Annotated in this window: 14 protein-coding genes; 8 read left to right on the top strand and 6 right to left on the bottom strand. The window is 72.5% G+C overall.

What is annotated here, in order from left to right; genetic code table 11:
• Positions 1–3 precede the first annotated feature (3 nt).
• The 5 genes from HNR22_RS27415 (at position 4) to HNR22_RS27395 (ending at position 4527) form a co-directional block, all read left to right on the top strand.
• A complete protein-coding gene (locus HNR22_RS27415) occupies positions 4–672 on the top strand; it encodes a 50S ribosomal protein L11 methyltransferase (RefSeq protein WP_179782780.1) in 669 nt (222 codons plus the stop codon).
• 9 nt (positions 673–681) lie between these two features.
• Positions 682–1860: a cytochrome P450 gene (locus tag HNR22_RS27410; RefSeq protein WP_179782779.1), complete on the top strand. Its 1179-nt coding sequence runs from the start codon at positions 682–684 to the stop codon at positions 1858–1860.
• Positions 1861–1895: 35 nt separating this feature from the next.
• Positions 1896–2738, top strand: coding sequence for a polysaccharide deacetylase family protein (locus HNR22_RS27405; protein WP_343059986.1), 843 nt, complete (start codon positions 1896–1898; stop codon positions 2736–2738).
• 89 nt (positions 2739–2827) lie between these two features.
• Positions 2828–3757: an ATP-binding cassette domain-containing protein gene (locus HNR22_RS27400; protein ID WP_179782778.1), complete on the top strand. Its 930-nt coding sequence runs from the start codon at positions 2828–2830 to the stop codon at positions 3755–3757.
• Positions 3757–4527, top strand: a complete 771-nt coding sequence (locus tag HNR22_RS27395) for an ABC transporter permease (RefSeq protein WP_179782777.1) — start codon at positions 3757–3759, stop codon at positions 4525–4527. The genes HNR22_RS27400 and HNR22_RS27395 overlap by 1 nt, the downstream gene beginning before the upstream one ends.
• Positions 4528–4562: 35 nt before the next feature.
• Here HNR22_RS27395 and HNR22_RS27390 read toward each other — a convergent pair whose 3' ends face one another.
• From HNR22_RS27390 to HNR22_RS27375, 4 genes are read right to left on the bottom strand one after another with little or no spacing between them, the layout of a single operon-like run.
• Positions 4563–5240 carry a response regulator gene (locus HNR22_RS27390; protein ID WP_179782776.1) on the bottom strand — a complete coding sequence of 226 codons (678 nt, stop codon included), beginning with the start codon at positions 5238–5240 and terminating at the stop codon, positions 4563–4565.
• Complete coding sequence (locus HNR22_RS27385) at positions 5240–6811, bottom strand: sensor histidine kinase (protein WP_343059985.1); 1572 nt, start codon at positions 6809–6811, stop codon at positions 5240–5242. Before HNR22_RS27385 ends, HNR22_RS27390 begins: the two co-directional genes overlap by 1 nt.
• Before the next feature lie 54 nt (positions 6812–6865).
• Positions 6866–7591, bottom strand: coding sequence for a dethiobiotin synthase (gene bioD / locus HNR22_RS27380; RefSeq protein ID WP_179782774.1), 726 nt, complete (start codon positions 7589–7591; stop codon positions 6866–6868).
• Positions 7588–8724 carry an aminotransferase class I/II-fold pyridoxal phosphate-dependent enzyme gene (locus HNR22_RS27375; RefSeq protein WP_179782773.1) on the bottom strand — a complete coding sequence of 379 codons (1137 nt, stop codon included), beginning with the start codon at positions 8722–8724 and terminating at the stop codon, positions 7588–7590. The genes bioD and HNR22_RS27375 overlap by 4 nt, the downstream gene beginning before the upstream one ends.
• 153 nt (positions 8725–8877) lie before the next feature.
• Between HNR22_RS27375 and bioB the strand changes: the two genes are divergently transcribed.
• Genes bioB through HNR22_RS27360 form a run of 3 tightly spaced genes read left to right on the top strand, consistent with a single transcriptional unit; the run spans position 8878 to position 10581 of the window.
• On the top strand, positions 8878–9873 hold the full coding sequence (gene bioB, locus HNR22_RS27370; RefSeq protein WP_088946888.1) for a biotin synthase BioB: 996 nt from the start codon (positions 8878–8880) through the stop codon (positions 9871–9873).
• Positions 9870–10070: a biotin synthase auxiliary protein BsaP gene (gene bsaP, locus HNR22_RS27365; RefSeq protein WP_393390439.1), complete on the top strand. Its 201-nt coding sequence runs from the start codon at positions 9870–9872 to the stop codon at positions 10068–10070. The genes bioB and bsaP overlap by 4 nt, the downstream gene beginning before the upstream one ends.
• 4 nt (positions 10071–10074) lie before the next feature.
• Positions 10075–10581: a GNAT family N-acetyltransferase gene (locus HNR22_RS27360; protein ID WP_179782772.1), complete on the top strand. Its 507-nt coding sequence runs from the start codon at positions 10075–10077 to the stop codon at positions 10579–10581.
• A gap of 8 nt (positions 10582–10589) precedes the next feature.
• Here the strand turns inward: HNR22_RS27360 and HNR22_RS27355 are convergent, their stop codons facing one another.
• Entirely contained in the window at positions 10590–11117 is a 528-nt protein-coding gene (locus HNR22_RS27355) for a DUF488 family protein (RefSeq protein WP_179782771.1), read from the bottom strand.
• 235 nt (positions 11118–11352) lie between these two features.
• The gene (locus HNR22_RS27350; RefSeq protein ID WP_179782770.1) at positions 11353–13818 is read right to left on the bottom strand and encodes a non-reducing end alpha-L-arabinofuranosidase family hydrolase; all 2466 of its coding nucleotides are present in this window, start codon (positions 13816–13818) and stop codon (positions 11353–11355) included.
• Positions 13819–14049 lie beyond the last annotated feature (231 nt).

Raw genomic sequence — 14049 nt, 5'->3', positions numbered from 1 at the left:
GACGTGTCCGAGCTCTCCAGCACGTTCGTCCGGCTGCACGCCCGGCTGGCCCCGGTCCCGTTCGTCCCCGAGGTGCGACTGCACCAGGCGGACGAACCGATCGGGCTGTGGGAGCTGACCGAGGGCGAGTTCTCCACCGACCGGCCGCCGCCGTTCTGGGCGTTCGCCTGGGCCGGCGGGCAGGCGCTCGCCCGTTACGTGACCGACCACCCGGAGCTGGTCGCCGGCCATCGGGTGCTCGACCTCGCCTCCGGCTCCGGCCTGGTGGCCATCGCCGCCGCCCGCGCCGGCGCGGCGTCGGTGCGGGCCGTCGAGGTCGACGAGCTGGCGGTGGCGGCGGTCGCCCTCAACGCGGAGGCCAACGGGGTACGCGTCGACGCCGAGTTCGGCGACATCCTCGACGGCGACGCCGGGGACGCCGAGGTGGTGCTCGCCGGTGACGTCTTCTACAGCGACGCGATGGCCCGCCGGGTGCTGCGGTTCCTGCTGCGCGCCACCCGGGCCGGCGCACCGGCGCTGGTCGGTGACCCCGGCCGGGCGTTCCTGCCCCGGGACCGCTTCGACGAGCTGGCGGCGTACGACGTGCCGGTGCCGGAGGCTCTGGAGAGCGTCCGGGTGAAGCGCACCACCGTCTGGAGGTTGCGCGCCGGGCTGCCGGGCGCCCCCGGCTAGCGTGTCCGGGTGCTGTTCCGCAGCTGGGCGCAGGTGACCGACCCCGCGTGGCCGGACGTGGCCCGGGTGCCGGACCACGTCGGCGGCACCCACCTGGTCGTCACCCGGCACGCGTTGGTCCGTCAGGTCCTCGCCGACCCGGTCACCTATCGGCCGGACAACGCGCTGGACGCGGTGACGCCGATGCCGGTGACCGCGCTGCGGGTGCTGGCCGGTCACCGGTTCCGGCTGCCGCCGACCCTCGCCAACAACTCGGGCGCGAGCCACCCGCAGATCCGGGCGATCGTCGCCGACGCGCTGCACCCCGCCCGGGTCGCCGCGCAGCGGCCCTGGCTGACCGCGCTGGTCCGGGACCGGGTCGCTCGGCTCGGCACGGCCCTCGACGCCGGCGAGCCGGTCGACCTGTACGCGGACCTCGCCGCCGACCTGCCGCTGCTGGTGCTGGCCCAGCTGGTGGAGCTGCCGAACGCCCCGGTCGGCGCGGTCAAGGAGTTCGCCCGCGCCGCGCTGGAGTTGTTCTGGGCTCCGCTGGACGTCGACCGGCAGGTGACGCTCGCCGCCGAGGTGGGACGGTTCCACCGCGTACTGCGCGACTTCGCGACCACCGGCGGCGGGTTGGCCGCCGAGCTGCGCGCGGCCGGGCACCCGCCGGACGTGGTGGTCGGCGCGCTCTTCTTCCTGCTGGTCGCCGGGCAGGAGACCACCTCGCAGTTCCTCACCCTGCTGCTGCACCGGCTGGCCGGCGAGCCCGCGGTCCGGGCCGGCCTGCGCACCGGTGAGGTCGCGGTGGCCGACGTGGTGGAGGAGGGGTTGCGGCTGGAACCTCCGATCGTCACCTGGCGGCGGGTGGCGGCGACGGACAGCACGCTGGGCGGCATCTCGGTGCCGGCCGGCAGCAGTCTCGTGCTGTGGCTGGGTCGCGCCGGTCGGGACCCGGCTGTCGTGCGGTCCCCCGACGAGTTCCGCCCGGGTCAGCGCGGGTCGCGCCGGCATCTGGCGTTCGGGGCGGGCGCGCACCGTTGCGTGGGTGACGTGCTGGCCCGCATGGAGGCGGCCGTGGTGGTGGCCGAGGCGGCACCGCTGCTGGACGGGGTGCGGGTGGTACGTCCGCCCTGGTGCCCGGACAATCTCACCTTCCGGATGCCCGACGCCTTCGTCGTCCGGCGCTCGCCGGGGGCACCGGCCTGAGGAGATCCTGATCTCTGTTCGGTAGGTTTCCGGGCGTGTCAGCGACCTCTGCGCGTCGGATCCTCGCCGTCGTAACACTTCTGGCCCTGCTGGTGCTGAGCGCCTGCACAGCCGGACCGGCGTTGCACGTCCGGCGGATCGCCACGGACCAGCCGGCCCTGTCCGCCTCGCCTACCGCGCCGTCGACTCCGCCGTCCCCGACGACGAAGCCCGCACCCGGGAGCCTGGACTGGTACGTGTCCCAAGTGCCGACCTTCCCCGAGGCGCCACCGCCGCAACCGGTGCCGCTGCCCGCGACCGGCGTGGCCCAGTTCTGGCACCGCCTGCCCACCGACCAGAAGGTCGCCTTCATCACCATCGACGACGGTGGGCTGGCCCGTCCGCCCGAGGTGGCCGACTTCATCTGGCGGGCGCACATCCCGGTCACGATGTTCCTGAACTCACCGGCCGCCGAGGAACACGACGTCTACTTCCGACAGATCGTGGTGGCGGGCGGGGTCGTCGAGAACCACACCATCACGCACACCTCGCTGGCCGGCCGGTCGTACGACCGGCAGAGGCACGAGATCTGCGGCGCGGCGGACAAGCTGGAGGCGCTGTTCGGCAAGCGACCCACCCTGTTCCGGCCGCCGTTCGGCGAGCACGACGCCACCACGTTGAGGGCTGCGCACGACTGCGGCGCGAAGGCCGTCTTCCACTGGACCGAGACCGTGCACGAGGGCAAGGTGCGCTACCAGACCCCGGAGAAGGTCGTCCAGCCCGGCGACGTGCTGCTCATGCACTTCCGGCCGGCGCTGATGGACGACCTGCTCGCGGCGCTGAAGGCGATCCACCGGGCCGGGCTCACACCGGCTCTGTTGGAGGACTACGTCCGCTGACCGACCCGCCCGCGCCCTGACGAAAGTCAGGGTCGGGTGCTGCCGTTCGGGCGCGGCGCAGCAGGGGGCTGCCCGCCTAGCGTCAGCGCATGATCACATTACGTGGGTTGACGAAACGGTTCGGGGCGACCGTCGCGGTCGACGCCTTGACCGTCGACATCGCGCCCGGCCGGGTCACCGGGTTCCTCGGCCCCAACGGCGCCGGCAAGTCCACCACCATGCGGATGATCCTCGGGCTGGACCGTCCCAGCGCCGGGCAGGCCCTCATCGGCGGGCGCGCGTACCGGGAGTTACGCCGGCCGCTGCACGAGGTCGGGGCGCTGCTCGACGCCCGCGCCATCCACCCGGCCCGCTCCGGCCGGGCGCACCTGCTGGCCATCGCCCGCAGCAACGGCATCCCCACCCGTCGGGTGGACGAGGTGCTGGACACCGTCGGGCTGGACGCGCCGGCCGCCAGGAAACCGGGACGGACCCTCTCCCTCGGCATGGGCCAGCGGCTCGGCATCGCCGGCGCGCTGCTCGGCGACCCGCCGGTGCTGATGTTCGACGAGCCGGTGAACGGCCTCGACCCGGACGGGGTGCGCTGGGTGCGGCAGCTCATGCGCTCGCTGGCCGACCAGGGACGGACGGTCTTCGTCTCCAGCCACCTGATGAGCGAGATGCAGCTCACCGCCGACCAGCTCGTGGTGATCGGCCGGGGACGACTGCTCGCCGACGCCCCGACCGACGAGGTGATCGCCGGCAGCGCTGTCGCGGTCCGGGTCCGCAGCCCGCACCCGGACGGCCTCGCCGCCCTGGCCGCGCGCCTCACCGCCGCCGGCGCGACAGTGCAGGCGGCCGACCGCAACGAGCTGACCGTCACCGGCACCACCGCCGACCGCGTCGGGGACCTGGCACACGAGCTGGGCGTACGACTGCACGAGCTGAGCCCGCACGGCGCGTCGCTGGAGCAGGCGTTCATGGAACTGACCGCCGACAGCGTCGAGTACGCGGGCGGAACGACCGGAGGTGGGGCGTGATGAGCACCAGTACCCGTGGTGGCGCGGTGGCCGCCGAGTGGACCAAGCTCTCCTCGGTGCCGAGCACCTGGTGGACAGCGCTGGCCGGGCTGCTTCTGATGGCCGCGAGCGCCGGCCAGCTGGCCATCTACGCCGCCAACGACAACACCAACGACGACCCGGCCGACGACCGGGGAATCGTCACCGTCGGCAGTGTGCTGATCGACTCGGTCGAGTTGACCCAGTACGTGGTGCTGGCACTCGGCCTGCTGGCCATCACCGCCGAGTTCACCAGTGGCACCATCCGGACCACGCTCCAGTGCACCCCGTCGCGTGGCCGCGTACTGCTGGCCAAGGCCGCCGTCGCCGGCGCCGTCACCTTCGCCCTCGGTCTGCTGCTCGGCGGCGTCGGCGCCCTGGTGGCCCGGCCGGTGCTCGGCGAGTGGGGCAGCGCCCCGCTGGCCGGCACGATCGGCGACATCGTGGCGGTGGCCGCCTACCTGGCGCTCATCGGTGTGCTCGCCCTGGGCCTCGGCGCCGCGCTGCGCAACGCGGTACTCACGATCACCGTGCTCCTCGCCACCCTGATGATCGTGCCGCTGTCGCTTCAGGAGCCGGACATCGACGTGCTGAACCGGATCGCCGACGTGTTCCCCGGCGTGGCCGGAGCGCACTTCCTGGCCGGCGACACCGAGCCGTACCCCAGCCTCGTCGGGCTGCTGCTGCTCGCCGGCTGGGCCGGGGCCGCGCTCCTGCTGGGCCGGGCCGCGCTGCGCCGCCGCGACGCGTGACGTCGGCGGCTGAGCGGGGGCCGCGCCGCCCCCGCTCAGCCGTCGACCAGCCCCGCCTCGTACGCGAGGATCGCCGCCTGCACCCGGTTGCGCACGTCGAGCCGGGTGAAGATGCTGGTCAGGTAGCTCTTCACGGTGCCCTCCACCAGGTGCAGCCGGCGGGCGATCTCGGCGTTGGACAATCCCGCCCCGACGAGGGCCAGCACTTCCCGTTCCCGCTCGGTCAGCCCGGCCGTACGGTCCCGTGCGGCGGGCCGGCGGGCCAACCGACCGGCGCCCAGCTCGATCACCCGGCGGGCCACCTGCGGCGACAGGTACGCACCACCGTCGGCGACGGCGTGCACGCCCGCGATCAGCTCACGCGGGTCGCCGGCCTTGAGCAGGAACCCGTTGGCGCCGTGTCCGAGCGCCCGGGCCACGTGGTCGTCCTCGCCGAACGTGGTCAGCATGATCGTCGCGGTCTCCGGCACCAGCCGGTGGATCTCGGCGGCGGCGGCCAGCCCGTCCAGCCGCGGCATCCGTATGTCCAGCAACGCGACCCGGGGTCGGTGGGCGCGGACCAGCTCCACCGCCGCGTGCCCGTCGCCGGCCTCGGCGACCACCTCGATACCGGGGTCACTGGCGAGGATGGCCCGGACACCCGCCCGGATCATCGCCTCGTCGTCGGCCAGCACCACCCGGATCGGTGGCGCCCCCGCCAAGTCGGTGTCCACTAGGCGATCCACTCCTTGCTGATCAGTCGGCCATCGGTGAAACAGAGCCGCCAGGTCGGCTCCGCGAGCGGGAAGTTGCCGTCGGTGTAGTACTCGCAGCCGGCCCGGTCGACCGGTGTTGGGCGCTCCAACTGCCGCCGGGGCAGCCCGACCAGCTCCGACCGGGCCGCGCCGACACGCATCTGGTCGAAGGTGGCCCGATCCAGCACCGTCCCGGCGGTCGCCACCGGGTAGTAGACGAACGAGAGCACCAGGGCGAAACCGACCGGTGCGACGAGCGCCACCAGCAGGCTGCGCCGAACCCGCCGGCGGGCGTCGTGCAGCCGCCGCTCGGCGTCCACCGGCCGCTCCACCGGACCGGGTCGCCCATCGGACCAGGACGTCAGCCCGCCCTCGGCCGCCGACCCGACCACCTCCGGCGGCGCCGCGGTGGCCGGCAACACCGCCCGTACCGCGAACCCGCCCTCGGCCCGGTGGCCGGCGTCGAGCGTCCCACCGGCGAGGCGGACCCGCTCGGCGAGGGCGAGCAGCCCACTGCCCTGCGAAGGCGGGGCGGGCAGCGGCCCGGCCGGCGGAGCGTCGTTGACGACTGTCACCTCGACCCGATCACCGTCCCGGGTCAGGCGCACCTCGACCGGGGCGCCCGGTGCGTAGCGGGCGGCGTTGGTCAGCGCCTCCCGGACGATCCGGTGGGCCGCGTGGCCGGTCATCGCCGGCAGCTCCGCGACCGCCGGGGCGGCCTCCATCCGTACCGCCATGCCGGCCTCCCGGGCACCCTCGACCAGATCGGCGACGGTCTCCCCGCTCGGACGCACCGACGCGCCGCCCTCGTCCCGGAGCACCCCGATGATCTCGTGCAGTCGCTCGGTGGCGGCGGAGACGCTGGCCCGCAGTTCCCCCGCCGCGGCCCGGTGCCGGTCGTCCAGGTCGGCGGCCACCTCCAGGGCGGCGGCGCGCAACGCGATCAGGCTGAGGTCGTGGCCGAGCGAGTCGTGCATCTCCCCGGCGATCCGGGCCCGCTCACGCAGCCGGATCCGCTCGGCCGCACCCCGCTGTTCGCGGGTCAGCGCGTCGACGTGCCGGCGGCCGGCGTCGGCCAACTCCTGCTGCTGGCGGCGGTACCGGCCGACCAACCAGGGGAACACGGCGGCGAAGAGCAGCACCGAGGCGAGCAGGAACCAGGTGGCCGCGCCGGCGCCGAGCAGCCCCAGGTTGAGCGCCGAGCCACCGGCTGTGATCAGCACGAAGACCATGATCGCCGGACCCACGCTGGCGCTACGCCGCCCGGCGAGATAGCTGAATACCGGAATGGCGAACACGAAGTTGCCGTCGACCAACGACCCGAGCACCGCCAGCACCAGGGCGACCAACGGCTGGCGTCGACTCGCCACCACCGCCGCACTCAGCACCAGCAGCTTGCCGACCAGCAGCGGCAACGTGTACCGCGAATAGGGCGGGCTGGCCTCGGCGTAGCCCACCGGGGCGGCCACCACCGCCCAGAGCAGCACGTCCAGCAGCAGGCGACGCCGCCGGTACAGCCAACCCGGCGACGCGGAGTCGAGGATCCGCACGGCGGTCAGGCTACCCACGCCCGACCTGGGCGGACACCGACGAAAGTCAGGTGTTCAGCCGCTCTCCTCGGCCCAGACCCGCCAGTCGTCGAGCACGCCGTGCAGGGCCGGGGTGAGCCAACCCGGCGCGGACCGCCGGAACACCCCCGGGTCCATCGCACCGGCGCCGTCGGGCAACGCGCCGAGCAGGTTCGGCACCAGGTCGGTGAGGTTCGTCCAGTGCACCAGCTCCGGTCTGGTCGGCCAGGCGCCGATCACCACGCCGGCCGGCACGGCACGCCGGTCGAGTGCCTCCAGGGTCAGCGCGGTGTGGTTGAGCGTGCCCAACCCGGCCCGGGCGACCACCACCGCGGGTACGCCGAGCGACACCGCCAGATCGGCCATCGTCCACGGCTCGCCCGACGGGCGCAGCCCCATCGGCACCAGCAGCCCACCCGCGCCCTCGATCAACACCAGGTCGTGCTTGTCCGCCTCCGCGCGGACGGCGTCCACCGCCGCGTACAACTCCAGCGGCGGCAGATCCGCCACCCGAGCGGCGGCCAGCGGAGCGAGCGGATCGGGATAACTGGCCAAGGTCCGGCCGGTCAGCGGGGCAGCCAGCCGGTTGACCGCATCCACGTCGCCGGGCTCACCGCTGGCCGTACCGGTCTGGCCCGGCTTGATCACCGCCACCCGCAACCCGGCGGCCTGCGCGGCGGCCGCGATCGCCGCGGTCACCACCGTCTTGCCGACCTCGGTGTCAGTCCCGGTGACCAGAACCGGCCCCTCCCACGCGGTCATGGGGCAGAGTCCACGATGACGTCCAGGGCCCGCTCGAACGCCGCCCGGGGCACCCCCGCGCTGATCGTGAGCCGTAGGCGGGAGCGGCTGTCCGGGGTGGACGGCGGTCGGAAGCAGCCCACCGCGACGCCCCGGTCCCGGCAGTCGGCGGCCCACGCGGTCGCCGCCTCCGGCCCGGGGGCCGTCACCGAGATCACCGCCGCGTCCGGCGCGGAGACGGTCAGCCCGGCCGCACGCAGCCGGTCGACCGCCAAACCCACCCGGTCGGACAGCTCCGCGCGCAGGTCGTCGCCGACCCGGGCCAGCCGCAGCGCGGCGTGCACACCGGCGGCGACCGCCGGCGGCAGGGCCGTGTCGAAGATGAACGTACGCCCGGTCTCGACCAGGTGTCTGACGAACTCGGCCGGGCCGGCCACCAGCCCACCCGCGCCGCCGAGCGCCTTGGACAGGGTGGCGGTGACCACCACGTCCGGCTCACCGGACAGCTTCGCGGCGGCCACCCCGCCCGCGCCGGCCGGGCCGGTCACGCCCAGCGCGTGCGCGTCGTCGACCAGCAGCAGCGCACCGTGCCGGCGGGCCACCGCGTGCAACCGGGCCAGCGGGGCGAGGTCACCGTCGACCGAGAAGACCGACTCGGTCACCACCACCGCCGGGCGACCCGGAGCGGCCGCGAGTGCGGCAGCCACCGCGTTCACGTCGGCGTGCGGGGTGACCACCGTCTCCGCACCGGAGATCCGGCAGCCGTCGATCAGGGACGCGTGGTTGTGCGCGTCGGAGACGAGCAGCGTCCGCGGTTGGACGAGTGCCCGCAGCGCGCCGAGGTTGGCCAGGTAGCCCGAGGAGAAGACGAGAGCCCGGTCGGTGCCCAGCCACTGCGCCAGCTCGTCCTCCAACGCCTGGTGTGCGTCGGTGGAGCCACGCACCAGGCGCGACCCGGTCGCCCCCAGCCCGTACGCCGACAGCGCAGCCGTGGCCGCGGCGGTGACCTGCGGGTGGGTGGCCAGACCGAGGTAGTCGTTGCCGGCCAGATCGGTCATCTGATCGTCGGCGGGACGCGGGTTCAGTCGCCGGGTCAACCCGGCCTTCGCCCGCAACTCCGCGCGGCGGTCGAGCGCCGCCAGCCAGTCCGCCACGTCACCCCTTCACCGCCGTCCGCGCCGGTCAGCCCGACACCCGCCGGGCGAAATTACCACCCGCCGCCGACGCCCGGCGGATCCACTCGCTGCGAGGGATCGACGGCTGCCAGGTCATTCCGGCTGATCGGGGCGCCTTGTAAGGTACGAGCCATGCCAGCGATCCTCGACCAGGCCCGGACCCAGGTCCTCGGTGACGGTGTCGGCCTCGACCAGGCCGGCATCCTCGCCGTGCTGAACCTGCCCGACGAGCACCTGCCCGCCGCTCTGCAGCTCGCCCACGACGTGCGGATGCGCTGGTGCGGCCCGGAGGTCGAGGTCGAGGGGATCGTCTCGCTGAAGACCGGCGGCTGCCCGGAGGACTGCCACTTCTGCTCCCAGTCCGGCCTGTTCACCTCGCCGGTGCGCTCGGTCTACCTGGACATCCCGTCGCTGGTCGAGGCGGCGAAGCAGACCGCCAAGACCGGGGCGACCGAGTTCTGCATCGTCGCGGCGGTGCGCGGCCCGGACGCCCGGCTCATGAAGCAGATGCGCGAGGGCGTCGCCGCCATCAGGGCGGAGGTCGACATCCAGGTCGCCGCGTCGCTGGGCATGCTCACCCAGGAGCAGGTCGACGACCTGGTCGACATGGGCGTGCACCGCTACAACCACAACCTGGAAACCTGCAAGTCGTACTTCCCCAACGTGGTCACCACGCACTCCTGGGAGGAGCGCTGGGAGACGCTGCGGATGGTCCGCGACTCCGGCATGGAGGTGTGCTGCGGCGGCATCCTCGGCCTCGGCGAGACCGTCGAGCAGCGGGCCGAGTTCGCCGCGCAGCTCGCCGAGCTCGCCCCGCACGAGGTGCCGCTCAACTTCCTCAACCCGCGCCCCGGCACCCCGCTCGGCGACCGCCCGGTGGTCGAGGGCAAGGACGCGCTGCGGGCCATCGCCGCGTTCCGGCTGGCCATGCCGCGCACCATCCTGCGGTACGCGGGCGGCCGGGAGATCACCCTCGGTGACCTGGGCACCCGCGACGGCCTGCTCGGCGGCATCAACGCGGTGATCGTGGGCAACTACCTGACCACGCTGGGTCGACCGGCGACCGCCGACCTGGATCTGCTGGCCGAGCTGAAGATGCCGGTCAAGGCGCTCTCCGACACGCTGTGACGACCGTGACGACGACGGAGCTGTGGTGCGACCGGTGCGGTGAGTCGGCGACGGCCACCGCACACCCGGCCTGCGCGTCGGCTCGCGAGTTGGAGCCGCCCCGGTTCTGTCCCCGGTGCCGGCGCCGGATGAAGGTGCAGGTGCTGCCGGTGGGTTGGTCGGCGGTCTGCGTCGAGCACGGCGAAGTTCGGGGCTGAGCCGGTGCTGCGCGGGCGGGCGGTGGTCCTGCGACCGGCGACGGCCGCGGACGTGGAGGCCCTCGTCGCGATCCGGGCCGACCCGGAGGTGCGCCGGTGGTGGCGCGGCGGCGACGACCTGACCGGTTCCGTCCGCGCCGACCTCGGCGACGACGACTTGCACGTGTACGCGATCGAGCACGACGGCCGGGTGGTCGGCGCCATCCAGTGGTACGCCGAGGCGGACCCGGATTACCGCCACGCCAGCCTGGACGTCTTCCTCGAACCGGCGGCCCGCGGTGCCGGCCTGGGCGGGGACGCGATCCGCACCCTGGCCCGGCACCTCATCGACGAGTACGGCCACCACCGCTTCACGATCGACCCGGCGGCGGCGAACAGCGCCGCGATCCGGGCGTACGCGAAGGTGGGTTTCCGCCCGGTGGGGGTGCTGCGCCGTTACGAGCGTGGCGAGGACGGGCGCTGGCACGACGGCCTGTTGATGGACCTGCTCGCCGACGACCTGGTGGAGTGAGCGGGCACTCAACCGTCCCAGCAGAGGTGCCCGTTGGGGAGTCGGCGGGCGCCCTCGGCGGGCTGGTGCGGGCTGAGCCGCCCCTCCGGCATGAGGTGGGCCACCGGTGTCCCGCGACCGAGCGCCGCGACGTCGGCGATCAGCCGGCGGTGGCAGCGCCACCAGAGGCTCTCGCTGCACATGACCGCGGTGGTGCGTTCGGCCGCGTCGGCCAGCACCCCGGTCAGCGCCGTGTCGAAGTCCTGCGTGCGGGTGTAGGCGGCGTACGCCCGGAACGCGTCGACCTTCCACCAGGTGTCCGGCTCGGGCTCACCGGCCGGGACGTGCCGGCGCCCGCCCAGGTGCGGCTCCCAGCGGTAGTCGATGCCGTACTCGGGTAGCCACCGCTCAAGCTCCTCGCGGTGCACGTCGGGGTTGGTGCGGCTGGCCGGGTACCGTCGCACGTCCACCAGCAGCGCCACCCCGGCCTCGGTCAGCAACTCTCCCAGCCGCACCCGGTCGGCGGTGCCGTGCCCTACGGTCAGCAACTCCCCCACACGGCTGACTTGCCCGGAATCCCTCGCGGTTATCCCGGTCCGGCGCGAGATCTTGGGTACAGGCGAGTGATGCCACCCAATGGCGTGCCGGGGGGTCAGGGCCGAAGAGGGCGCAGACCAGCAGGATGATCATCCCGGGTTCGGCGGTATGGGTACCCGGACGCAGACCTCGGACGGGCGTGCCCGGCACCGCCGGTGCCGGGCACGCCACGGTTCTCTGCGAACGGAGTGACGCCTAACGCTGGAGGGTCAGCACACCCGGCCGCCACGGCAGCAGGTTGTAGTCGCCCCCCGCACTCGGGTTCTTGCCCTGGTACAGGAACTGCAGGTTGCAGGCGTCGATGGTCTTGGTCTGGTCGGGGTTGTTGCGGACCAGGTCACCGTGGCTGATGTCGTTGGTCCACGTCGCGCCGCTGTTGGCCTTGCCGGCGAAGGGGTTGCTCTCGCTGGCGGCCTGCGGGGTCCACGAGCCGTTCAGGCTGGTGGACGTGAACGACCGGAAGTAGCGTCCCTGGCTCCCGATCGCCTCGACGATCATGAGGTACTGGTTCTGCCCCTGCACCTTGTAGACCTCGACGCCCTCGAACAGGTTGTTGGTCGAGTCGGTCATGATCGTCGTGTAGCTCGAGCCGAAGCTGCCCGGGAAGTTCCCGAGCGGCATGCTCGACCGGTAGATCTTGCCGTTGTCCCCGGCGAAGAACAGGTACATGTTCTGGTCGTCGCCGATGAGGGTCTGGTCGATCACCCCGTACGGGGCGTCGGGGAGGGTGGCGGTGGAGAGCGTCTGTGCCGAGGACCAGCCGTTGGCGTTGGTCGGGTCGCTCGACGTCTTGTAGCTGAACGAGGTCGGTCCCCACTGGTACGCCAGCACCCAGATGTTCTTCGGGGCGAAGTACAGCAGCGTGGGTGCCACGGTGCCCTGGCTCATTCCGGTCTGGCTGGCCGAGGCCATGTCGGACCAGTTGGTGAACGTGCTGAAGTTCATCGAGCCGTACTGGCCGCTGCTGTTGACGTTCGACGCGTAGACCAGGTGCTTGCCGTTGTAGACCACGTTGGTGAAGTCCTTGAGCGAGACCCAGCCGTTCTGCGGGTTCGCCAGCGCGCCGGTCGACGACCACCGGTAGGTCGACGGGAGCGCGCAGCCGCCGGTCGGCGGCGGTGTGGTGGTCGGTGGAGGCGTCGTGGTCGGCGGAGGCGTGGTCGGTGTGGTGCCACCGAAGTCGGTCCGCCACTGCTGGTTGGTCTGCCCGTGGCAGTCGTACAGCTGGATCTGCTGGCCGTTGCCGGTGCCCCAGACGTCCAGGCACCGGCCGGACTGCACGCCGGTGATGGTGCCGTTGGAGTTGATGTTCCACTGCTGGTTGGCCCCGCTGTTGCAGTCCCAGATGATGATTCCGGTGCCGTTGGCGGTGGCCGCGCCGTTCGCGTCGAGGCACTTGCTGCCGTAGACCCTCAACTGCTTGTCGGCCGTGTACGTCCACTGCTGGTTCGACTGACCGTTGCAGTCGTAGAGCTGGACGCGGGTGCCGTTGGTCTGCGTGGCGTTGGGCACGTCGACGCACCGGCCCGACTGCACCCCGACGATCCGGCCGGCGCCACCACTCGGCGGCGGGGTCGTGGTCGGGGTCGCGGTTGGCGTCGCGGTCGGGGTCGTGGTCGGGGGGGCCGCGTTGAGGGCGTTGAGGACGGAGTTGTAGGCGGCCTTCTTGTTGCCGCCGCCGTCGAAGAGCAGCGGGCTCTCGTTCGAGCGCCAGGAGTCGCTGTCGCGTACGCCCCAGACCGTGATGCCGATGCAGCGCGGCACGTTCAGGCACGCCTGGGTCAGCCCGGCGTACTGAGTGGTGGAGGAGTTGGTGACGTCGACCTCGGTCAGCGCCACGTCCACGCCGAGCGCGGCGAAGCTGGACAGCGTGGTCTGGAAGTTGCTCGGCAGCGAGCTGCCGCCGGTGAAGTGGGTCTGCAACCCGACGCAGTCGATCGGCACGCCCCGGGACTTGAAGTCCTGGATCATGCGGTAGACGCCCTGCGTCTTGCCGTACGACCAGTTCTCGATGTTGTAGTCGTTGTAGCAGAGCTTGACCGACGGGTCGGCCGCCCGCGCGGTGCGGAACGCCACCTCGATCCAGTCGTTGCCGGTGCCCTGGAGGTTGGACGTGCGGCGGCTGCCGTCCTCGTTGAACGCCTCGTTGACCACGTCCCAGGCGGCGAGCTTGCCCCGGTAGTGGCCCATCACGCCGTTGATGTGGTCGATCATCGCCTGACGCAGGTTGCTGCCGCTCAGGCTCTGCATCCACCCCGGCTGTTGCGCGTGCCAGGCCAGGGTGTGCCCGCGGACCTTCAGGCCGCGCTGGGTCGCCCAGTTGTAGATCTGGTCACCGGAGTTGAAGTTGAACTGGCCCCGCTGGGGCTGCGTCGCGTCCGGCTTCATCTCGTTCTCAGCCGTGATCATGTTGAACTCGCGCGCGGCGATCGTGCTGTACGTCGAGTCGCCGAGCCGACCCGCCGCGATGGCGGTGCCGAAGTACCGGCCCGACTGCGCGGCGGCCGCGCCGAGCGTGGTCGCGGCGGCGTTCGCCGAGGGCATCATCACCGCGACGGCGGCCACAGTCACGACGCTGAACGCGCCGGCGAGCAGTGCTCGGACGGCGGGCGATCGCCGTCGCCGAGTACCGCCGCGATGATCGAATGGGTTCATTGCCATCTCGGCCTCCTTACTGGCCAACACCCGGGCCGCCGAGGCGGGGACGACCGGACGTCTCGGTTGAAATATTTAACTCAGTCGATGCTTCCACATGCGTCGGTCCAGGCAATGATGTTTCGGAGAAGTTCCGGAAATGTTTTGGCCCAGCGCGGCGTGGTGGGTCGCCTGCAACGTCATTCCGAGTACGACAGGCTGCGTACGGCCGTCACGGATCTTGGAAAGTTACCGCCC

This window comes from Micromonospora jinlongensis, assembly GCF_013410645.1.
GTDB lineage: Bacteria > Actinomycetota > Actinomycetes > Mycobacteriales > Micromonosporaceae > Micromonospora > Micromonospora zamorensis.
Note: the sequence above shows the minus strand (reverse complement) of the source record. Positions and strands in the feature narration are given on the sequence as shown.